Source organism: Mesorhizobium sp. C399B, from assembly GCF_030323185.1.
In the GTDB taxonomy this organism is placed as follows: Bacteria; Pseudomonadota; Alphaproteobacteria; order Rhizobiales; family Rhizobiaceae; genus Mesorhizobium.
On sequence record NZ_CP100472.1, the window covers coordinates 1,438,996 to 1,462,032 of the forward strand.

Sequence of the window (23,037 nt, forward strand, 5' to 3'; positions counted from 1 at the left end):
TCAGACTTTCATGCGGCTGCAGCGGCAGCCGCGACCTCGATTGAGGACGACTGATCTTCCCAGGCAATTGCCTGTGCATTCTGGAAGTCATCGACACGACCGATGTCGAGCCAAAGACCGTCATGCTTGTAAACATGCACGGTCGTGCCGCCCTGCATCATCTGCAGCATCAGGTCATCGAACCCAAATGGGATCCCGGACGGAATGAACCGCAGGACATCTGGGTTCATGCAGTAAATCCCCATGCTGACGAGATGGGAAAGCGTCGGCTTTTCCCGGAAGAGCTGGACGGTATTGTCGATCTCGTCGATGACCCCGAAGTCCATCTTGATATGACGGCACGCCGTGGCGATCGTAACGGGATCCCTATGCAAGCGGTGCGCGGCTACAAACCGGCTCAGGCTTAGATCTGTGAGGACATCGCCGTTCAGAACGACAAATGTTTCGTTCAGTTCATCCCTAATCAGAGAGAGAGGTCCGACGGTGCCGAGTGGCTCCATTTCCTGGGTATATTTGATCTTCAAGTTCCATTGCGATCCGTCGCCGCAGACGCTACGGATCAAATGTCCTAGATACCCTGTCGTAATATATACCTCTTCAATGCCGTTGCGCCGCAGCCACTTCAAAAGCAACTCAAGAACAGGCCGGGCCCCTATCGGCATTAATGGTTTCGGCAGGACCGATGTAAACGGTCGAAGGCGCGTACCCATCCCACCACATTGAATCACCGCTTTCATTCGATCCTCCTGATCTGCAGTTGGCTTTGTTCGGGATCGGTGTTCCATTGTCCGGCCAGGGCACACCCTCAAATCCGGCCAAACCTCGGCGGCAATCCGAACATCATATGCGAAAAGGTATGTGACAGCCGGGGCGGCTGTCGTCGTGCATTCGAATGGTAGGGATTCAAAACGTTCAAGGTATTAGATGGCCACGAGATCAACAGCCGATAGAAGCGCGATTGGGCACTGATCATGACGCCGATAAAAACGAAAGCAGTTGCTTTCAAGAAAGCTGCGATCCGCCAGGGCCGGACCGGCCTACAGGTCCGGCGACAGCGGGTGGCGACATAACAGACGCCACATGATTACGATGGTCCTGAACAGCTGGCTTGGACCCAGAGATGGGAAACCGGCATCGTTTTGCGGACAGGCACCGCACGCCAGGGTTAAAAATCTATGGATGAGCTTCGCAATTTAGTATTATATTAGACGTTCTGGATGTGCGTGGATGGGACGCTGCGGACATCACTGTGATGCGTTGACCAGTGGATGGCCGCCATTTTAGGACCACCACGGATTGTCGATCATAGGCGAATGGGAGGTTCCAGCGGGTTTTCTCGTCGGGAACCGAGTAACGCGTTGGGGTAGTTGCATGGCTCGGATCGTCATTGCCGACGATCACGGCTTATATCGGCGTGGTCTCCGGCTGGCACTCATGGCTGGAATTCCAAGCGCCGAAATATTCGAAGCTTCGTGTTTCGATGCCGCGGTCAATCTTTTAGAGGAGCAGGCGTCCATCGATCTTGCGATCCTCGATCTGAACATGCCTGGGCTGTTCCATCAGGAAGTGCTCAGCGACTTTATGGCTGCCTATCCTGACACTCGCTTTGCGATCGTTTCCGGGGATGATTCCCGCTCGGAGATACTGACCGCGCTTTCGATCGGACTTCACGGGTATATCGTCAAATCGCAGAGCGACGAAGAAGTCGTGCTGGCTGTAAACGAAATCCTCGCTGGCCGGATCTATGTGCCATCTCTGCTATCTCGAACGTCTGCCGACCAGAGATCGCATGCCCCCCCACCTCCGGTTCAAAATCCCAGCCGCCGGCACGAGGGCTCGGGCGACGTCGCTAGGCTGACGTCTAGACAGAAGGACGTCCTCAAGCTGATGGCAGAGGGGTACTCGAATAAGGAGATTGCCCGTAATCTGGACATTGCCGAGGCGACAACGAAAATCCATGCCGCAGCCGTGCTGCGTGAGCTTGGGGTTAGAAACCGTACCGAAGCAGCTGTGTTGCTCCAAAGCTGGCTGACGAGACAGGCGAGTTGACGTATGCCCCTCGAACCGGCCCGAGTTTGCTTGCAGGAAATCGCAGCAAAGGGCCCATACCATCGGTTAATTGGCCAATTCGGCTTCGACTTGGAGGGGCTCTATTGCAATCCAAATTCCTCAATTTCTTTGCGCGATACACGCAGCGAATATCGAAGGCCATCTTCGGTTATTTCCATATTCGGGGAATGCCCGACAAGCGGCGTGCTGTCCACACCGATTATCAGTGACCCGAACCCGCGGCGTACGACTTTTGAACTCTTCCGTCGGCCCGATTCCACCCAATCGAACACGAGGTCGTCACCTTCGTCCTCGGATGCAAATCGCCACTTAACTTCGACCTTGCCATTCGGGTCACCCAGCGCACCATGTTTCACCGAGTTTGTCGTCAACTCGTGAAGGATCATCGCCAAGCCCTCGGCGGCGCCGCTTGGCACAGTGAGGGAAGGTCCACTGATCGTAATGTCGCGTGTCTCCTTGAAGGGCTGCAATTCCCGGTCCACGAGTTCATGGAGCATCCCTGACAGGTTGGCATGACGAGAAAGGATGCGATGGGTCGCCTCCAGTGTTCGAATCCAATCGATCAACATCTCCTTGTATTTGGCAACATCATTGTCAGGAATATCGATCATGTTGACCAGAGCTCTAATCACTGGAAACACATTGCTGAACCGATGGCGCTCTTCGCGCATTATGCGCTCGCGTCTCTTTACGGCGGCGCGAAGCAAAGTTGTTTGTCGACGTTCGGTCAGATCCGCCGCCACCCCGATGCGCATTTTGCGGTCGCCGTGCTCTTCCTGCCGTCCACGCAATGCAATCCAGCGTGTGTGACCATCCACTTGCCGGACGCGAATCTCGACGTCAAAGTTCAATGCCGATGAAGGCTTTGCCGAGGCGGACAACTTCGGCCAGTCGACGGGATGGATTACGGCCGAGAGTTCTTCCAAGCGGCGGACTGGGGCCGGAGGCAGACCAAGGATGTCCCAGAACTTGCCGGAGCCGGCGACTGTCCCATCCTCAATGTCTATTTGCCATGTGCCCAGGCGCCCGGCAGATACGGCGAGATCGAGCCATTCCTTCTGAGCCCGAAGGGCCTCGCGTGCCGCTTGTCGCTCGGAAATATCGTCAATCACCGCGAATACGCTCTCATTTGGCGCCTCTTCCGGCCGCGACGAAGACAGGGCCAGGTGAGCCCAGAATGCCGTGCCATCCTTGCGCAAAACGCGGATATCCGTAGCAGACGCGGTCCCATTGCCCAAATCTTCCAAAAGTTTCCGCACAGTACCTCGATCGTCGGGGACAATGAGTTCCTCCAGCTTGAGTTGGGCAAGTTCCTTGTGCGCGTAGCCGGTCATCTCCAAAAGCCGTCTATTCGACTGCAGCAGTTCGCCATGGCGATTGGTATTAGCAAAGCCCAAGGCGGCAGCGTCGATGGCACCGAGCCTCGCTTCTGCCACCCTGAGCGCACCATGCAGATCTTGTCGCAGGCGGTGGAACACAGCTGCGATCAGGCTACCCGAACCCAGAAGGAAGACGGCCCCGGTCCAGTCTCCACTAGTGAGGTGACCGTCCAACAGGTGTCGCATCCACAAGCCGGCGACCGCCATCAGAAGCGTTGCTGCGATGGCAACAAAACGGCCCTCAAGATACACGATGACAACGGTTATGGGGATAAACGCAACAAGCGGCAACGGCTGGCCGCCATATACCGTACTTATCGCCTCGAATGCTATCGATGCTGCAAACACCAAAAGCGAAGCTAGATGAGCCCACGTAGTGCTCGACACATTCGATTTGAGCCAGCGCAGGTCCGAACCCATGCGCAAAGACTACAACTTTCGGTCTAGTCCGTCGAGACTAGGCCGAAGGGGTGGCACCTAATCCCAATGCCCGATTGCCATGACTTTGCCGGCGAATAAAATCAATAAAATCATGGTGTCAGGAGCGCTCTTCAGAAAGATATATCCAAGAGACGCTGCGGAAAAACCATTCGCAGATTTCTCGCAGTATGTGGAAATTCAAGTTGAAGCAGCAACTTCATCAGATTTGATTTGCGTCAGTAGCAATGGGTTGGGTGGAAGCGATGACACTGATTGAAACGCGAAACGATGCGCTTGCAGGCAGGCAATACATTGTATTGAACGATACCCGCCACGAAAGGCCGATAAGCCTTGTGGACCGGCCGGACGCAAGGGTCGGCGGATCTCGACGACGCAGCCTGGAATCCATCACCGGCATGCTTGATCGTATGGGTTGCGGCTATCTCGTCCTGGACCGAGACAAGAAAGTAATAGAATGGAACGCTGCCGCTCGGGACACCCTCGCACGCCAGGGCGAAGCAACTGATACAGCCGTCGAGCTTGCTGCCGGGTTGAGGCGGCTGGTCGCGAATGTTCCGGTCCACCTCCAGCCGGGCTCACTCTCATGGGTAGTGATCCACAGCAGAGGCGACAGGCCGGTGACCATGAACGAGACGGGCGTCGTTACACCGGACGGGACAACCGTCGTCGCATTGCTGGACCGGGATAACAAATCGGCGGCCAACCCTCGCACGTTGCAAAGGATGTTCGGTTTGACCAGCGCGGAAACGCAGTTGGCGCTACGCCTGGCCCATGGCGACGCGCCCTTGGAGATCGCCCGTAGCTGGCATCTCAGTCGCACGACTATTCGCTCTCAGCTCGCCTCGCTGTTCGCCAAGACCGACACGAGGCGTCAGGCGGAACTAGTGGCTCTTTTGGGGCGCATTTCGGTTTTGCCATGAGAAATCGACTGCTGTCTGCATCCGCTTTGATTCAGACAGCGGCGGCCCGCATTGAGCGCGCTGTCGCGTAGATCACAAGGCCGGCGGCGCCATTTCCGATCGTTCAAGCGCTGCCGAGATAGCGCGGAACGCGGAACCTGGAAACGGGAGTGACTTGCCATGGCCGAAGCAGATTCGAAGGTCAACAAGCTGGCGGATATCGTTCACGGGCTGCAGGATGGTGCTGCGTCGACCCTTACGCACACGGGGCCGATCATCGTCACGGGCGCCGCTGGGTTCATCGGATTTCATGTTGCGTTACGCCTTTTGCGGCTCGGCGCCGAGGTCATCGGCGTCGACAACTTCACGCCTTACTACGACCTGAAGCTGAAGGAGGCGCGATTTACACGGCTCTGCGCCGAGCCGAGGTTCACGCCGATGCGCTTCGACCTGGCGGACCGGTCGCTGGTGAAAGCGCTGTTCTGCGAATTCCAGCCATCGCACTTCGTGCATCTGGCCGCCCAGGCCGGGGTACGTCATTCGCTCGTGGACCCGCATGCCTATGTGGAGTCAAACATAGTCGCGTTTCTCAACGTTCTGGAGGGCTGCCGACACGCCGGCGTCAGCCATCTCGTTTATGCCTCGTCGAGCTCCGTATATGGTGCCAATCGACGCATACCCTTTTCCGAGCATCATGGTGCCAATCATCCGGTGAGCTTCTACGCCGCCACCAAGGCCGCCAACGAGTGCATGGCGCATTCCTACAGCCATCTGTTCGGCTTGCCCGCAACCGGACTGCGCTTCTTCACCGTCTATGGTCCCTGGGGCAGGCCCGACATGGCTGTCTATACTTTCACCCATGCCATCGCCGAGGGCCGAACGATCGAAATCGCCAATGCCGGGCGCGTATGGCGGGATTTCACCTATATCGACGACATCGTAGAGGGGGTTGTTCGCGTGCTCGCCAAACCACCGTGTCAGGATCCCGATTGGGACGGTCGCGCTGCCGATCCTGCCACCAGCTCGGCGCCGTATCGGCTCTACAATATCGGCAATGATCGGCCTGAAGAAATCAACCATCTGATCGCGCTCATCGAGACGGCCCTTGGCCGCCGCGCCCTTCGCGTCAACGTACCTTTACCACCAGGTGACGTCCTGGAAACCCGCGCCGATGTCAGGGACCTCCGCCGCGCCGTTGGCTTCGCACCGGCGACAACACTGGAGGACGGCGTGCAACGTTTCGTGGAATGGTATCGGGAATTCCATGCATGCCCCGTCGGACAGGTGCGACCAGCCGGCCTTACGGCAACGGCATAGTGAGCACAACAGCGGCATTTCCTTGGTGTGGCAGGGTCGCGGCTCGCCTTCAATCTGTCTTGGGATACGCCGGCAATGGAAGGGACCCAAGCTGCCGCCCTGTGCTGTGCCCGACCCCCAAAAGGCGCCGCGCATAGCGGGTGAGCGGCTTCTCGAACAGACGGTGGGTGATAAATGCCACGCCCAGGGTTATCGCCAAGGCCGAACCGATGAAAGCCCACGGGCCGAGCACAAAGATCAAGCCTGTACGCCAGAAAATTATGCGCATGGCGCGGATCACGAATGGATGCATGAGGTAAAGAGCGTATGACGCATCGCCAACGCCAGCGGCCCACCTCGCCGCCAGGCTGTCATGCCTCAGTTTACCCGGCTCTGCCAGGGCAGCACTCCAAACAATTAGAGACGCCGGAATGCCATACACGACAGGGCGACCAAGGCCGGCCGAGATATCGGGAAACGCCGCCGCAAGCATCAGGGCACCCAGTCCCGTTGCGGCGACACAGGCCCTGATTGGGCCGGAAGGCCGCAGGCCCGAGGCGCACATGACCCCGATCATCGCGCCGAAAGCGAATTCGAGGATGATCGGATTGGTCCAGAAACCCCAAGGCTCTGGCAAAGGAGCCGCAAGAGCGCCCAAGAGCACCATCCCAACCAGGATCGTGAGCAGGACCGTAACTGCCCACCGCATGGGCAGCACGATCGTCGCCGTGAACAGCACGTAAAACAGCATCTCATAATTGAGCGTCCAACCCAACTCGTAGACCGGCTGAACGACGCCGTCAGGGCGACTGGCCGGAACGAATAAGTAGGATTCGACTACAAACCTGAAATCGACGTAGCTCTGGTTGAGAAGATTTGGGGCGGCCACCGCTACCGCAATGTAGAGCGAGGTGAGCGCCCAATATAGCGGGACAATTCGCGCGATCCGGCGGGAAATGAAGAGACGCGCGCCCCCGGGCTTTGCGAACAGCTGTCGCGACGTATGCACCATGATAAGGCCGGAAATCACGAAGAAAATATCGACTCCAGCGCTCCATGGTATCGGATTCCAGCTCTGAAAGGTGCGGCCGGCCTGTAATTCCAGGGTGGCCGCATCATGCTGGGCGTGTCGCAGCGCGACCGAACTAGCCGCGAGGGCGCGCAGGACCTGGACCTGGGTGAGGGTTTCGCGTTGGCTGCGCTCGACAGGCGTCGATCTCTCCGAGCGACGGCGCACTGCAGGCGCCGAGGCGCTCGCCATTCGGGCTTGTTCCATGGATGCTCCGCAGATTGTGAGCACACCGTGGTGCACCTCCGAAACTGATGCATCCTTCAAATGACGGACACCGCCCGCAAAGTATCAGCTGCCCGCGGGGAGCGGGTGTCCGGAACAGGTATACGCCGAAGCGTCTGCGCAGCCCTATGGCCTTTGTGCGATCCGGGCTTCGTGACTTCCTGCCCGAACGACGGCGATCACCGTAGCGAAAACAGTGGTCTCATTTGCTCGCCCTCAAGAACCAATGCCATTGACGGGCATCGACCGCGCTCGGCCTCATCGACAGCAAGGCAAAAACCAAGCCTGGCATGATTTTCAGTCGCTTGCGGATATAAACGGCCATGGCAATGCTCCAGATGCTCAGTGCAAGTGCCACACCCACCGCAGCGCCAAGCAGGCCGTACACCGCAACTCCGGCTGCACAGGCAATTATATTGGCCACAGCACCCGCTACCATCGTCGTTGCCGCAGCCCATTCATTTCCAGTCATGGTCAGGAGATTCTGTTGGGGCCCGCACAGCGCGACAAAGACATATCCCAAAATCAGAACCCGTGCGATCGGCGCTCCCGCGCTATAACCCTCACCGAAATAGCTCAAGAACGGCTCGACTATCACCATCATTGGGACGGCCACCAGGATGGCACCGCCAGCAGAAAGCAGGGTTGCGCGCGCGAACAGCTGTTGTAGGCCTCTGCGATCGCCTCTGACGTAGAGATCGGCTGCTGTTGGCGAAAACATGGTTGCCACGGCGATACGGGACAGGCCCACGAGCATCGCGACATTCAAGGCCAGCGCGAAAATACCCGCTTCAGCAATATGGCTTGTCCAGCCCAAAACCAGGACTCCTGCCCGACTGACGAAAACATCGAGCCCAGTGATGAGCATGAGCGGGGGGACGGCAAGCCACCATTCCCTCGAGGCATAACTTGGCTTGGCGTGTCCCAGGCCGGGTGGTTCAAACCTCCTAGCGATGATGAACACCAGCGCCGCTGTGAAAGCGGAACTCACAAGCACCGCCAGCGTCACCGAGGGCGCATCCACTGTTCGAAATCCCGACAATGCCAGGAGCGCTACCAACACGAGCAGGAGCCCGTCTCGCATGATGCGCTCCGGCAACAACGCCGAGACAACGCCGCCGAAAGCACGCACAAGCGTGGCTCCGAGAGCATAGGCCGTAACCAAGGGCACAGCCATCATGCCGAGCACGATGCTTGTCTCAAGCCCTCTTTCCGTTGGATCTGAAAGGAACAGGACGGACGCAGCGCCGATCATCCCGAACAAGGTTGCCGCTATCAGCGATCTCTGCAGCGCAAATCTTATCACCCCGCGGGCCAGATCAAGCCTGCCACTGGCCCTATAGGCCGGGAGGAAACGCAACAATGATACATTAAAACCAAGCGTTGCCAGATAGGCGAGCACTGACGTCCAAGCCTGAACGTAGGAATAGATGCCGTAGTTGTGAGGTCCGATAAGGCGTGCAATTGCCAACTGGGCAAGACTGGTCAAACCAGCGCCACCAATATAGATCAGCAAGGCGAATATGCTTGCCCAAGCGAGCCGCGAGCCCATGTCCTTGTTGCGCGGCGGTGCGGTTGCTGAACCAGTTACATCTGCGCGATGAGCCGGCAACTCAATTTGCTTTTCGCCGACCGCCCTATCGAAGCGCGACAATGCAGAAAGTATTTGTCTCTCAATCCGACAAATACTTTTAAAGGTCGATGGACCATCGGTGTTTTCGACGGAGATGATTTCCCGGCCAGATGTTGTCAGGAGGTCATGCATCGCTTCAAAAACGGCGAACGAGCGCATGTTCACGTTCAAGTCGGCCTCGAAAATCCGTTCCGCCGGCGGCTCAAGCTCCATCCGCCGACGAAGGCGACTTTCCACGACCGCAGCTGGCACCAAGAGCCTGACGGTGAGATCGGCCGCCGGTGCGAGGCTGAGCGCCTTTTCCAGCGTTCTGGGGTTGGTGCTCCCATTGAACATCGCAAGCGAACCAATCGCTTGAACATATCCTTGATCGAAAATCGTAATTTCGGGCGATTGCTCCGCAGACTTCCAGCAACGCGAAAGGTGCAGGATGTATCGCCAGATTCGCGCGCGCCATATTCGGTTTTTTGGCGGTATCATCCTCACCATTGCAAAGGAATTGGAAATATCATCGGCTCGCCCTGCCGAAAAAAGCAATATTCTGGCTGTTGAAAATATCGCCGATACGATCCGTGATATGAACAGAAAGACTCCGAGATCATATTTGGCGGCCCTGGTGCTTGGCTTGTAGCTGAGGGCGACCTTGGCGTGATAGCCTTTCCCGCGCAGCTGCTGCGCAAGCGCATGTGCGAAGGTTGTTTTGCCGGATCCTGGAGGTCCGAAAAATTCAATGATCATCGTGTAGCTGGCTCGATTTAGGGGCGCGATCGCTCCCTGGAGATTCTGTTGAAGATCGCAGACGCATCTTCAAACCCTCTCCAACAGAAGATCGGCGTTGTCTCCGAGCCTGGAGCCGGCTAGCCTCTTCAGGTTCACCCGGGTGAGCACACTCCCTACTGGAACGGTGGCGGATCCGCCGGCCCCTATTGCATCCAGAGCACCACGGGCAATGCTGCGCCTCGTCCTTGCCCAGCGAACGGCAAAAAGCACCGAATCGGCCCAGCGCTTAAGCAGCCTGGTTTCAGGCCCCCCGAGGCCCAGGGGACCGTTCATGATGACCACGTCGTAGGCCGAACGCAGCTCCTCGGTGAACTGGCATTTGTCGACGGTGGACAGAAGCGTCAGGAGATCATCGGAAGGTGCTGGAGCGGCCATGAGGTCGATACCGATTTCCGGCATCCTCGTGATTGCATCCTTCAGCACGCAACGTTCATTCACATAGTCGCCGAAGGAGTTCCGGGCCTTGTCGGTGCTGAATTCACCACGAAACCCGTTCGTGAGCCGTACATCCTTGCGATCGAGATCGAGGAAAAGCACTCTTCCTCCCAGCCGCGTTGCCGCCAGCGCCAGGCTCCATGCCAACTCGGTCTTGGCATCGTCCTGGATGCTGGACGTCACGAGAATGATATGCGGCGGCTGCCCCTTCCCCTGAGTTGGCGCCGCAGTGACGAGCAGCGAAGTCACGGCGCGGCTGAACGGCAAGTTCTGCTGGCTCAGAACCAGATGCCGTAGCTTTCTGGCGTTAAGTCCCGCAACCCTGGGAAGCAGTCCTACGCACGGGACCCCAAGCTCGGCCTCGGCTTCGGCTTCACTGCGCAAGGTTTGGTTGAAACCGTTGCGGACCAGGACAATGACCGCCCCCATGAGACCAAAGACGACCATGCCGGGGGGAATCAGGAAAATTGGCGACAATGTCATGGGGGTCGACGGCGGCCAGGCGGTCGAAAGGACCGCTACGCCTGGGGAAGGAGCGGCGATGCGACGTGTCAAGTCCTGCTGCCGGCTCAGGAGTTCGTTGTAATGCTGCGTCACGATGGCTACCCGAGGCTCAAGGGAACGCAGCCCCGAAAGTTGGCTCGCCGTGTCGGCCACGGCCGCGTCGAGCATCGCTTTGCGACTTTCAAGAGCCGTAGCCTGGGACCGGTAGACATTTGCCTCGGCAGCGATTCGGGCAACGCTTTGCTCCATTTCGCGGGCGATCGCGTTGCGCAGATCGCCGTCGGCACCCGACTGGCGTGTCACCAGGTCCGTCAACACGGGCGACCCGATTTCTTCAGCGATGGCCGTGACCGGGGCGCCCGCCTTGCGCAGGTCCTCAATACGGCGAAGGCGCGCTTCCGACGCGGAAAGACTGGCTTTCGATAGGAATATCTGCCGGCCGAGTTCCGCTGTCTCACTGGCTGCGTTGTTGGCCGCAGTCTGATCGACGGCGCCATGCGTGAGCCGGTATGTCTCCAGCCGATCTGTCGCTTCGACAAGATCCCTTTGTACTTGCGGAAGGCTGGCGACTATCGAATCCAGATGAACCTGATCCGATGCCCGGCTTTTTTGTACCAGATCTTGAATGTAGACCTGGGCAAACGTGTTCGCGACAAGTGCCGCACGCGCCGGAGTTGGATCGGTGAAGCCGATGGTGATGACGCGCGATCGCAGCTCTTGTCCGACCCTCATTCCGTTGCGTAGCGCCTTCAACTCGGGCGCGTCCGCTGCGTCCGGATTTTCCGCCACTGTTTTATCCTGTCTCCAGGCCCTGTTCAGGAGGTCGATGAGGAACGAGCCAGCCGCGGGCGGGACGGCATTGACGACGCTCTTTCCGGTACCGTCGACTGGTTGGGCTTTGCGCAGTGCTGCCAGGACCCGACGCAGGTGGCCTTGCGAGGAGAGCATCGTCAGATGATCATCGATGTTCGATTCCAGCGAGTCCTGGGCGGATGCCACGCCGCCCGAAGCACTGCTGCTCGGGGCATCGATAATGACCTGGGTCGTTGCCTCGAACAGCACCGGGCGGGTGAAGCCTGCCAGTCCGGCCAGGATGCCGCCCAGAAGGGCCATGGCAAGCAAGAACCATTTTCGCGTCGTCAGGATGATGACGAGCTGGTGTAAGGGTGACGATTGCGTTGGCTCGCGTGGCGGCCGCATCAAGCGCAGATTGGTTTCAAGTGTCCCAACTTCCATCTGCTTGGCGCGCGGACGCCGGGCGCGGTTGGCTATGGAACCTTCCATCTCAATCCCCTGTCAGTTCGATATGGTAAGAAGGGTGCGTGGCGACCGTCGATGGCCGCATGGCTTCGTTGCGCCACGCCTGAAACATGAGCACCGGCCACAGGTCGCGGAAATTATCTTGGCTTCCATGCAGATGATTGCGCCAGCATGCGTCGACCTTCTCACGGTCGATGATCCCGTCCCCGGAGCGGCCGATCGTGGCAATGATATCGGTTGCCCAGCCGCGCAAGGGCCCTTTCAACCAAGTCCCGACCGGAACGTCGAAACCTTGCTTGGGCCGGTCGACCAGTCGGCGTGGTACATAACGATCAAGCAGTCGGCGAAGCAACCATTTGCCCTTCCCGTTTCGGACTTTGGCACGGGCTGGCAAGCGCCAGGCGAATTCAACGACGCGATGGTCCAGGATCGGGCATCGCCCCTCGAGGCTGTTGGCCATGGTGGCTCGATCGAGCTTCACCAAAATGTCGCCCGGTAGATAGCCTGTCATGTCGGCGAATAGGAGACGCGAGAGCAGGCCGTCGAGCTTTGTCGTGTCGGTAGCTGCTGTCGACGGCTTGCGATGAACAAGGTCGTTGGCTGAAGATTTTGTCAGTTGCAGAAGGAGTTCGTCCTCATCTCGCGCCGCGAGCAGGCGGGCAAGGCGAGCCAGGCGGTCACCGCGCAAGCCATGCCGCATATTCGCCGAAAGCGGCAGATTGCCGAAGATATCTTTCTGAGAGGCTTGGGCCAGCAACCCAGCCCCCGATGCCAACAGCCGGCGAAATGACAATGGCAGCTCATGCTGCTTTGTGAGGCGGGTTGCCAGGAAGTGTCGAGAATAGCCTGCGAAGCACTCGTCGCCGCCATCGCCTGAAAGCGCCACGGTTACGTGTTGCCGCGCGAGGCGCGACACCAGCAGCGTCGGTATCTGCGATTCATCGGCAAACGGCTCGTCCCAAATCCGGGGCAGCTCCGGAATGACCTCAAGCGCGGCAGCCGGCGAGAGATGAAGTTCCGTATGATCGGTGCCCAGATGCCGAGCAACCGCGGCCGCATGGGGAGCTTCATCAAACCCACCTTCCCCGAACGCTATGGTGAACGTCCGAACGGGGTTTCGGGACTGTGCCTGCATCAGGGCGACGACAGTCGAGCTGTCGATCCCGCCCGACAGAAAGGCGCCCAGCGGCACATCTGCAATCATTCGTTCCTTGACGGCCAGGCGGAGCAGGCTGTCGAGCTCGGTTGCGAGGTCCTCGTCGCTGGCAGCTATCGGATCGCGCTGTCCCTTGCAGGCGACATCGGCCAGCGACCACCAAGGGTGAATGCGATGCGCAAGCGAACCGGTGCCTCGGGCGTTGGCGAATTGCGCCGCAGTGACCGACAGGACTGATCCAGGTGGCAGCTTGAACACGCCTTGCCAAATGCAACGGTCATCCGGCACCCAGCCTTTGGAAACCATTGTCGTCGCCGCATCGACATCGAGTTCCGGGGTGAAGCCTGGGAAGCGAGTGATCGCCTTCAACTCCGAGGCGAAGACGAGCGCATCACGTGTCAGGGCGACATAAAGTGGCTTCTTCCCCATTCGGTCGCGGGCAAGCTGAAGCGTTCGGTTCTTCAGGTCCCACAGCCCAAAAGCAAACATGCCAGCGAAGCGCGCGAGGGCTGCATCAAGGCCCCAGCTTTCGATCGCGCACAGCATGACCTCCGTGTCACTGGCGCCGCGGAAATGATGGCCCGCCCCTTCCAGTTCACGGCGCAGATCGCGAAAATTGTATATCTCGCCATTGAAGGTGATGACATACCGACCGCTCGCGGAGAGCATTGGCTGGCGACCCGCTTCGGACAGGTCGACGATCGCCAGTCGCCGGTGGCCGAAGGCTACCCCCCCTTCACGGCTCACCCAGAAGGCCTCACCGTCAGGTCCGCGATGACGAAGCGCCGTCGCCATCGGTCCGATGGCCCTGAGCGCACTTGCGTTGGCTGCATCGGGCGCCAACAAAATTCCGGCGATCCCACACATTCTAGCATCTCCTCTGGCGAACAATCGCAGGGATCGCTTCCGGCGTCCCAGCGGCAAGGCAGAGGGTCAGACAGAACCACACGATCGGATGGCGGATGACCAAATGCGGAGCACTGAAAACGGCGATCGATGCCACGAGCGCCACCAGAGCGTCCAGCTTCGCCCGCCAGGCGGACAACGCAGCCGAGCCGAAGATCCACATCAGGGCTAGAACTGAAATCAGGCCGCCCTGAGTGTAGAGATCCAGGATGGTGCTGTGCGCCTCGAAGGGCCGCGGCAAAAACTGTTGATTGACCACGGGCGGACTATCTAGGTGCGGGCCCGGACCCAGTCCAAGCGATCCCGATCGTGCCCCCTTCTCCAAGGCTGCATTCCAGAGGTAGAGGCGAAGCGCCGCGGTTTGGGCAGTCGCTTCCCCGCCCTTGTCTTTGGTCAGGCTCTTGGCGAAGTCTTCGGCGCTGGAGGCCTCGCTGAGGGCATAGGGCGCTATAGACAGGGCCAGCGGCAGGAAGCCAACGGCCATCAAGACGGCAAGCTGCCTTGAAAGGCTCGCCTTATTGCCGTCGCTCGTCAGCCAGGCCCGGACCCGCAGCCCGAGAAGGATCAGACAAGCCAGGACCGTGGTATAAAGGTAGGTATCGCTTTTTGTCAGCCTTCCGACGTAAACGGTGAATATGAGGCTGCATAGGGCAAGGCATCTTCCCCATTTATTGCTGGTGGTTGTGGCAAGATGCAAGGCCAGTGGACCGAGCAGGGCGCAGTAGAGCGCAAGCTGGTTCGGATTGTCGGACCATCCGCAGAAGCGGTCCCAGTACCAGGGCTCGACCCCAGCCTGATGGAGCCAGCCGAAGCCAAGCCCTACCTGAATGATGAAGCCCGCATTCGCGATAGCAACCATCCACCAGGCGATACGACGCAAACGGAAAGACGCGTTGGGCTCCGCAGCGGCCAGACAGGTGACGCACGCCAACAGCACATAGGCCAGCGTGTCGTGCAACAACGGATCCAGGAACAACGTGGTTGTCAGAAAACCGATGATGTAACCCACGCCCATGGCAAGCGCCAGGATCAGCCAGAAAAGCCCAAGCTTGGCCAGGGCCGGCGTAACCTCCAGTTGGCCGCCAGCAAGGATTCGCGTCATCGACAGCATTATCCAGAGCGTGAGGCACAGTTCGCTGTAGCCGAAGGGCAGCCCTGGGATGCTGAGTTGCGCCGCGTAGGACATCGCGACGCCGAAGGCCAGAAGCGCATCACGCATCATTGCCGCGCCTCACCCAGTCGATGGGGGCTTGGCACCGCCTCTTCCCTCGGATTCGCCTGCGCAGCTTGAACAAGCCTGCTGCGATATCTGCCACCCAGGATTGTCTTGTACAGGTCGCAATACTGGTCGATCACCCACGACAGCGAGAACCGCTCCCGCACGAATCCGACGGAACGGCTGCCCATCGTCTTGCCACGGGCGGGGTCGGAAAGAAGATCGACTATCCGGGAGGCCAAGCCATCCGCATCGCGCGGCGCCACGAGATAGCCGTTCCAGCCATCCTCAACCACATCGTTGCAGCCCGGCATATTCGAGGCGACGATCGGCAATCCGGACAATCCCGCCTCCAGCAGGACACGCGGAATTCCCTCGCGATATTGCGTCGGAAACGCAAAGATATCCGCCATGCCAAGGAGGGCTGGAATGTCGCGCCTTGGCCCCAATGCGACAACGTGGGGAACATGGCGCTCGATATCGGCTCTGCTGACGGCAAACGGACCTTCGGAGTCTTGCGGGCCGACAAGTACGAAACGCGCGTTGGGCCTCTCGCGGATAACGCGAGGAACCGCCTCGATGAGGGTTGGAATCCCCTTCTGCCGCGTGAGCCGACCGACAAATATTATGACCTGGGCCGATTGTAGGCCAAGTTCCTCGCGCATCGTGGCAGCCGAAGGACCACGATACCTTGCCATCGAGAATGCATCGGGGTCGATGCCAGAACTCCGGATCAGTCGCCCTTTGCCGCGAGCCACCAGCCGATAGCGCTCGAAGAAGGCCTGATCATCACTATTCTGGAAGACGGTCATGGCTGTCCAACGAGACGCCACCCCCTGAAGGCCGCAAAAGAAAGGACGCAATGCCAGGGCCCGCGGCTCCCGCGACGAGAATGTCCAACCAAGCCCGTTGATGGTGCGAACGACGGGAACGTGCCCGCGCACCGCCAGTGGAGTTAGGATATTGGGCTTGGTGTCGAAACTTTGAATGATGTCCGGACGCAGTTCGGACATCAGTTCACGGATCGCGCTTACAGCACCCCATTCTGCACCGCCGCTGCCAAAGCGGTCGAACCCAAATCGGCGATGGGCAATGCCATGGGGTGAGAAGGCGGCTCCGAGATCACTCGAAACGGCAGTGACTTGAAAACCCCTTTCGCGAAGCGCCAAAAGAAACGGGATTCTTAGTCTATGATCCTCGCCTCCAACGCAAACCAGATGCGGACTCATCCTGTCGCTCCTGGATGCGATACCAATCGCGTAAAACAGCTGATCCTATCCGCGGTTTCCATGGCCGGTTTCATCGCCCCTGAACACACAACAGCCAGTCCCACGCTAGGAGGAGGCTTTCGTGCTGTCCTCGTCTGTTTGCATGAAGCAAGCTGATCAACGATGCGGCAATGCAGCCACAATCGCTGTCGCCTCGGTCAGTGCGTTGGATCATCCGGTCTGACCGTGCAACGACGACACGTTCGCGTACGACACGGCGGGCCGGATATTTAGAAAAAGAGGGCTGTGTTCGAAGGTCCGCGCGCTCGCGTTCAAAGCAATCTCCGCCCGCCTTCTCACGCCGGATCAACATCGCGCCCAGATGGTGTGATAACTCGCACCGGCAGTTCTCCCGACCGCTTCGTCTGGAAACAGGCTTTCACCCGGTCTCTGGATATGGTCGGACCCACCAGCCGCATCTTCCCGCGGCTAGGCGACCGCGTTGAGGAGCATCGAGCGGCTGCAATGGGAGGCTTCGCGAGGACGCGGTTCCTTTGCGGTCTGAGCTCGAATAAATCCTGCGGAAGCGCGCATTTGGGCGGTGGCTCGCGCAACCGAAGCGCGCATTGGCCGATTGCCGCCACTGCAAATGCGCAAGCGCTCCGGCAGACTTCGCTGCAATGCTTTCGTTGCAGGCTTGAGCGCCCGACATACTTGGATCATCTACAAACCTCTGACGCAAGCGTAGCATCGAGGCTGTTGTGTTTTCCGGACCATGATCAAAGATTCTATCAAAGGACGCCGGTATTTGATTTGTCGCTAATGGATCCTTTCCCTAGGCAGGTGTGGGGCGCCTACCGAATCGGACGAAGGGTATGTCAATGACAACACTCCATTACGCCTCGGGCGGGTCGGCCTCCGAGGTCGCGAAAGCCGGATTCAATCTTGTTGATGTATCTTCCTTGGACCAGCTCAACGCCTTGCCGGCCGGCCAGAAAGGCCTAGTGTGGCTCAATGAAGCAGATGGTGCAACCTCCTCCTTTATCCAGAAGGTCACGCCCTTCATCGGCAATCCGAAAGTGTTTGGCTTCTTCCTCGTCGATGAGCCGGACCCGACCGGCAAATGGGGAACTTATGCCACCGCCGCTGATCTGAAGGCGGAGTCAGACTGGATCCACAGCCACCTGCCCGGCGCCAAGACCTTCATAACAATGATGAACATGGGGTCTTCCGCTAACCCCGACTTTTCAAACACCTTCAATCCTGCCAACACGCATATCGACTATTACGGCTTGGATCCCTACCCGGTACGGACCGGAACAAGCACGATTGACTACAACATGATCGACAGGACTGTGGCGGCGGCCGTCGCCTCGGGCATCCCGCTCAGTCAGGTCGTTCCCGTGTATCAGACCTTCGGCGGCGGCGACTGGACGACCGACACGGGCGGTCGCTATGTCCTGCCCAGCGTTGCTCAGGAAAAGACCATGTTGGACCACTGGGCCAAGGTAGCGCCTTCGCCGGCCTTCGACTATGCCTATGCTTGGGGTTCTCAACAGGGCGACACGGCGCTTGAGAGCTCGCCGACGCTGCAGGCTCTGTTCCTTCAACACAACCAGGGCACCGCAAGCGGTCCTTCGGCCAGCGAACCGACCCCGCCGCCTACCAGCACAGCGCCTCCGCCCACAAGTATCCCTCCGACCAGCACCGGCGATCACATTTTCTACGGCACGGGTAGCGCGGATGTGCTTCGCGGCACCGCTGGCGCGGACACGATGATGGGCCGCGGCTACAACGACACCTACTATGTCAACAACGCCGGCGACAAGGTGGTGGAACTGCGGCACAGCGGCAACGATAGCGTGCTGGCATCGGTCAGCTACGCGCTGTCGGCCGGCTCGCAGGTCGAGCATCTTGCGACCACCAGCAAATTGGGAACTGCCGCCATCAAGCTCACGGGAAACGAATTCGCCCAAACCATTGATGGCAATTCCGGGAGCAACACTATCAACGGCGGTGGCGGGAGAGACGTTCTGACGGGACATGGCGGCAACGACGTCTTTGTCTTCGATTCGGCTCTCAAGGTCGGCAATATCGACAAGGTCACCGATTTCAAAGTGGGCCACGACAAGATCCAACTCGACCACACTGTGTTTGCCGGCCTGCATACCGGCGCCCTTCCCTCTTCGGCGTTCTACGCCGGCAGGGCCGCGCACGACAGCGGCGATCACATCGTCTATAACAGCACGACCGGCGCGCTTTCCTTTGACAGCGACGGCTCGGGCGGCGCACATCAGATCCAATTTGCCACTCTATCGCCACATCTGGCTCTGACGGCGTCCTCGTTCATCGTGACGTGACCGTGGGAACGTCAGCCTGAGCAAGATGGTCTGACGTTCTTGAATATGGCTGACGGAACCAAGAAGCCCCGCCGAGCTTGTACTTGGTATGAGCGCGCGCGGCATCGAATTCCTGCAGAAATGGGTAGAGGATAAGATCCCACTCTACACCAAGGCCGATCCGGCTCTTGCGGCGAAACTTGCGGACCAAGCAACGGCGGATGCCATCAGAGCGGGAATCCGCCCCGAGGAAATCTCTGAGGAAGTCGGAAGCATGTTGACGACCATGCTCGAAGTGCTCGATCAGCACGATTCGACATGATTGCGCGCTTGGCGGCAGATGCTGCCGGCTTGGCGCCAAATGCATAAATGTGTCATGGATCATAGGTCATGGGCCAGCCTGGGGGTAGCATGACCAACATGCTCTCCCAGAACGCGCGCGACGACCCCGTCCAAGTCGTGAGGTTCAGCACCATTGACTTGTATCAACGGCCATCGGTCCTGGCGCAGGCACTCGCCGACCTCTCTTGAGATTTCGGCCTGCCTTAATCCTTTGTCCACGCCAAGTTCGAACAGCATAACCTCGAGCAGCGGTTGCTGCGCATGCCTATCCACAAGACGGCGGCGTAACGTTTCCTGCGGCGCGTCAAGTTGCACAACGAGATCCGGCCGCGGCAGGAACGCCAGGCACTTGCGGACCGCGTCGAGGCTTGGGGTTCTAGCCAGCACACCCAGCGCACACAAAGCCTGAATCATGCCCTCTTCGAAGATGAAGCATCCGGGCGACTCCCGCGCTTGGAGCCAGGACTGGCACAGTTGGGCGATGTCGACCTTCATGCGCCATGACCACACGCGGCTTCGAAGAGGGATCGATGCCAGAAGCCGGGCCGCGACACTGTCCTTTGGCAAGGTCGACAGCAAGATAGGACCGGATGTGGCAATCTTCTTGCCAATTCGCCCTATGCCGTGGCGGATTTCCGGAGCGTCATCCTGAGCCGATCCATGTTCAATCAGGCGATACCCATTTACTGTCTTCACATTGATGCCGTGTCTCGCCAGCCCTTGGCAGAGGCCGCGAAGCAGCGTGGTTTTACCCGCGCCAGGCGGCCCAAACAACTCGATGATCATATGCTCAAGCGTCTCCGAAACGAGCAGTCATTCCCCTACGGATCAAGCTTAGCCGGATTTCCGATCACACCAACGTTCATTTGAATGATTGTTCCAGTCAGTGAATCTGGGCACCGAGCCCGGATTCTAGCGGAGATGCCGATCGCTCCGTTTGCCTGGGCAAGCCGTCTTGCGCTCGACGGAGCTTGCAAGGAAAAACGACCGGTGCTGGACACAGATGGCAAAACTTCTGAAGGACGCTCGGGAAGCGCTGGCTAGGCAAGATCGAGGCATCATCCGAATGATTGATGAAAAGATCTCCGCGGCGAGCGATGTTCGACCGTCAGCTTGGCGGGGCCCTGAATGTCCTCAGTGTGTTTGCATTCGGAAGTGGCAAATCAAAACCTACAGGTGGATCTGCGACCCACCCGAAAGTGGTCAGTCGTTCCCGAATATGATCTTGACCAAGGGGGGCCAGTCTGGCGCCGTTACCGACAGATGGGTGCCAAATTTGCGGACACTCCAATCTTCGACCACCTTGGAGATGTCGTCAGGCGGTATCCTGACAAGCTCGCAATCAGCGACGGCGCGAACCGCCTGACTTTTTCTGAGCTTTTCCGGGCGGTCGAGACGCTGGCAACTCATATCGCTGCCGTCGTCCCCGAAGGGCAGGCCATCGGCATCCTGCAAGCAAACTCCGCTTGGTATCCTGTGGCGATGTTGGCGACCATGGCGGCGGGACGGCCTTCGGTTCCGCTCAACACAAGAGATCCCGCCTCTCGCATTTTCGATATAGTCAGTGCCGCGGGGCTCGGCGCGATTATAGGCGCCGAAAATGTTCGCCCGGTCGAATTGGCCCAGGAGATCGTCTGGATCGATATTGCCGCCGCCGTGGCGCCCAACGATCAACACCCAGAACAGCAGCATAAGCCCCCTATCGTTTCGGTCGATGCGCCTGCATTGGTGCTTTACACTTCAGGTAGCACCGGGCGCCCCAAGGGAATCGTCAACAGCCAACGCAGCCTGCTATGGCGGGTCCGGCAATATGTCGATGCGTGCCATATCAGTGCGGATGACGTTTTCCTGCCGCTGACCGGGCCAGCCACGATCGCCGGTTGCCGGGAAATCTTTGCGGCGCTGCTGACGGGCGCCACATTGCATCTTCTCGAGGTGGAGGCTGTTGGCCTGCGCGCTACGCGCGCTCGATTGCAGTCCGAAGGTGTGACGATCGCCTATCTTGTGCCGGCACTGCTTCGAGCCCTCCTGGCTGAGGCGCCCGCCGACGCTTCCTGGCCGCTCAGAGTGGCCCGGATCGGTGGGGAGAAAGTGTCATGGACGGACATCGCTTTGCTGCGCAAAGCCGTTTCGGACCAGTGCCTGATCCAGATCGGCTACTCATCGACTGAAACCATCGGTTCGCAATGGTTCTTGCCGCCTGACTGGCCCGAGCAAGACGCGTCGGTTCCCGTCGGCAGGCTGCTCCCTGGTATGACATTCGCTATCGTCGACGAAGCGGAGCGCAATGTAGGGCCAGGCGAAAGTGGAGAGCTTCTGATCAAAAGCCGCTATGTCCTGCTTGGTCATTGGGAGAACGGTGTGGTCGTTCCCGCGCAGCCGGACCCCGACGATCCCGAGGCTCGGCTTTTTTCGACCGGGGACCTCGTTCGGCTCGACGATGATGGCATCTTGAGGATCGTCGGCCGCAAAGGGCGCCAGATCAAGATCAATGGTCGACGCATCGAGCCCGCCGAACTCGAACGGGTCTTGCGTTGCGCGCCTTCGGTGGCGGATGCCGTGGTGATGGTAACGGCCGCGCAGGAACTCATCGCCTTCGCGGTTCCCCAGCGCTTCGCAGGCGGCGCTTTTGCAGACGACCTTCGCCAGCTCCTCAGAATGACCTTGCCGGCACCATTGCGTCCCTTGCGATTGCACACCGTTGACGCAATCCCACGCCTGTCGGGAGGTAAGGTCGATTTGGCAACACTGGCCGAGATAGATCGTTCGCACGGAAGGAGGGCGCGAGCCGCCCGGTCGTCCACTCTCGATGCTCCGCCCGCCGGAGGAGCAAAGGACACGCGTCAAATAGTGCAGCACGCGTGGACGCAGGTTCTCAACACAGGCACTGCCACGGGAAACTGGGATGATGCTGGAGGAGATTCGCTGCAGCTGCTGCACTGCGTCATGGCGATCGAAAACGCCATCGGGCAAGAGCTGGGCCTCGAAGCATTCACCGTCGGCATGAGCTTGGACGAGATGGTTGAGGCGGTCGTCTCTGCACGGTCGGGCGAAGGGCGCGAAAAGAAGCACCACCCCCCGGTTCTTTTCCTGTTTCCAGGGTCCGTTGGCTATGGTCCGAGCCTCGCTGCGTTCGCAGCCGCCATGGGGAAAGTCGCCCGTGTAAACCCGATCCGATATCCGAGCCTTGCGGCGATACTGGACGGACACAACACCCTCAGCGCCATGGCTGGCGCCGCACTCGAGCAGATAAGCCGCATCCAACCTGCGGGCCCCGTGCGACTTCTCGGCCATTCTCTGGGTGGCGCGGTTGCATTCGAGGTTGCCGCACGGCTCATGAAGGCCGGGCGAACGGTGCGGTTCCTGGGCATCCTCGACACGAGCCTTCTGGACGAGCCGAGCAACCATTGGGAGACTCTTACCCGTACGTTCTATCGTATTCGCACCAACCGCATATCCGCGCACCGGATGGCTTGCAGAGCCCTTGCGAAGATCACCGTCGCCGTGGGCGGCGAAGCGCGTCTGGCCAGGATTCTGGACAGATTTGCCAATGGAGAGTTCAACCCGACGATCTTCAGGACCAAACTGGAACTGCAGGAGGTTTTAAGGGCGAAGTCATTCTTCCAGTGGCTTGAGGCACCGAAACCGGCTCTGCCCCTCTCCGGTACCTTGTTCCGATGTCGCAGGGAGGGAATGCCGCGGGCCTTGGGCTGGGACAGCGTCTTGGCACACCTGGACGTCATTTCGATCACGGGCAGCCACATCGACCTTGTCGTCGAACCAAACCTTGCCACCAACCGTCCGCTTATCGAGACGGCCATCGTGCAGACCTATTCCCCCGCCGAATCTCGCAAAAGGGAGGACTTGTCATCGACATAA

The 23,037-nt window shown here is 59.2% G+C and carries 15 protein-coding genes; 6 read left to right on the forward strand and 9 right to left on the reverse strand.

Annotated elements, in window-relative coordinates; translation table 11 throughout:
- Positions 1-8 precede the first annotated feature (8 nt).
- Positions 9-737 (reverse strand): nucleotidyltransferase family protein, encoded by a 729-nt coding sequence (locus NLY36_RS06840; protein WP_023681041.1) that lies wholly within the window; start codon positions 735-737, stop codon positions 9-11.
- A gap of 634 nt (positions 738-1,371) precedes the next feature.
- Here NLY36_RS06840 and NLY36_RS06845 point away from each other — a divergent pair.
- A complete protein-coding gene (locus NLY36_RS06845; RefSeq protein ID WP_023670902.1) occupies positions 1,372-2,049 on the forward strand; it encodes a LuxR C-terminal-related transcriptional regulator in 678 nt (225 codons plus the stop codon).
- Between the two features lie 101 nt (positions 2,050-2,150).
- On the opposite strand, the gene NLY36_RS06850 is transcribed toward NLY36_RS06845, so the two are convergent.
- Positions 2,151-3,869 carry a PAS domain S-box protein gene (locus tag NLY36_RS06850; RefSeq protein ID WP_023697135.1) on the reverse strand — a complete coding sequence of 573 codons (1,719 nt, stop codon included), beginning with the start codon at positions 3,867-3,869 and terminating at the stop codon, positions 2,151-2,153.
- Between the two features lie 263 nt (positions 3,870-4,132).
- On the opposite strand from NLY36_RS06850, the gene NLY36_RS06855 reads away from it, so the two are divergent.
- Positions 4,133-4,810, forward strand: a complete 678-nt coding sequence (locus NLY36_RS06855; protein WP_023689781.1) for a helix-turn-helix transcriptional regulator — start codon at positions 4,133-4,135, stop codon at positions 4,808-4,810.
- Positions 4,811-4,969: 159 nt separating this feature from the next.
- On the forward strand, positions 4,970-6,106 hold the full coding sequence (locus NLY36_RS06860; protein WP_023737042.1) for an NAD-dependent epimerase/dehydratase family protein: 1,137 nt from the start codon (positions 4,970-4,972) through the stop codon (positions 6,104-6,106).
- A 49-nt stretch (positions 6,107-6,155) separates the two neighbouring features.
- Here NLY36_RS06860 and NLY36_RS06865 read toward each other — a convergent pair whose 3' ends face one another.
- The 6 genes from NLY36_RS06865 to NLY36_RS06890 all read right to left on the reverse strand — a co-directional run bounded on the left by NLY36_RS06865 (position 6,156) and on the right by NLY36_RS06890 (position 16,498).
- A complete protein-coding gene (locus NLY36_RS06865) occupies positions 6,156-7,361 on the reverse strand; it encodes an acyltransferase family protein (RefSeq protein WP_050589855.1) in 1,206 nt (401 codons plus the stop codon).
- A 220-nt stretch (positions 7,362-7,581) separates the two neighbouring features.
- Positions 7,582-9,750 carry a polysaccharide biosynthesis C-terminal domain-containing protein gene (locus NLY36_RS06870; RefSeq protein WP_023737044.1) on the reverse strand — a complete coding sequence of 723 codons (2,169 nt, stop codon included), beginning with the start codon at positions 9,748-9,750 and terminating at the stop codon, positions 7,582-7,584.
- Between the two features lie 69 nt (positions 9,751-9,819).
- Positions 9,820-12,015: a GumC family protein gene (locus NLY36_RS06875; protein ID WP_031249438.1), complete on the reverse strand. Its 2,196-nt coding sequence runs from the start codon at positions 12,013-12,015 to the stop codon at positions 9,820-9,822.
- A 1-nt stretch (position 12,016) separates the two neighbouring features.
- Positions 12,017-14,014, reverse strand: coding sequence for an asparagine synthase (glutamine-hydrolyzing) (gene asnB, locus NLY36_RS06880; RefSeq protein ID WP_023737046.1), 1,998 nt, complete (start codon positions 14,012-14,014; stop codon positions 12,017-12,019).
- 1 nt (position 14,015) lies between these two features.
- On the reverse strand, positions 14,016-15,275 hold the full coding sequence (locus NLY36_RS06885; RefSeq protein WP_023681031.1) for an O-antigen ligase family protein: 1,260 nt from the start codon (positions 15,273-15,275) through the stop codon (positions 14,016-14,018).
- Positions 15,272-16,498 (reverse strand): glycosyltransferase family 4 protein, encoded by a 1,227-nt coding sequence (locus NLY36_RS06890; protein ID WP_023834090.1) that lies wholly within the window; start codon positions 16,496-16,498, stop codon positions 15,272-15,274. The genes NLY36_RS06885 and NLY36_RS06890 overlap by 4 nt, the downstream gene beginning before the upstream one ends.
- A gap of 860 nt (positions 16,499-17,358) precedes the next feature.
- Here NLY36_RS06890 and NLY36_RS06895 point away from each other — a divergent pair.
- Complete coding sequence (locus NLY36_RS06895) at positions 17,359-18,837, forward strand: M10 family metallopeptidase C-terminal domain-containing protein (RefSeq protein ID WP_023737048.1); 1,479 nt, start codon at positions 17,359-17,361, stop codon at positions 18,835-18,837.
- Between the two features lie 88 nt (positions 18,838-18,925).
- Complete coding sequence (locus NLY36_RS06900) at positions 18,926-19,138, forward strand: DUF768 domain-containing protein (RefSeq protein WP_023670889.1); 213 nt, start codon at positions 18,926-18,928, stop codon at positions 19,136-19,138.
- A gap of 59 nt (positions 19,139-19,197) precedes the next feature.
- Here the strand turns inward: NLY36_RS06900 and NLY36_RS06905 are convergent, their stop codons facing one another.
- The gene (locus tag NLY36_RS06905; RefSeq protein WP_023737049.1) at positions 19,198-19,944 is read right to left on the reverse strand and encodes an AAA family ATPase; all 747 of its coding nucleotides are present in this window, start codon (positions 19,942-19,944) and stop codon (positions 19,198-19,200) included.
- Positions 19,945-20,286: 342 nt separating this feature from the next.
- Here NLY36_RS06905 and NLY36_RS06910 point away from each other — a divergent pair, with 342 nt between their 5' ends.
- Positions 20,287-23,037, forward strand: coding sequence for a non-ribosomal peptide synthetase (locus NLY36_RS06910; protein ID WP_031249440.1), 2,751 nt, complete (start codon positions 20,287-20,289; stop codon positions 23,035-23,037).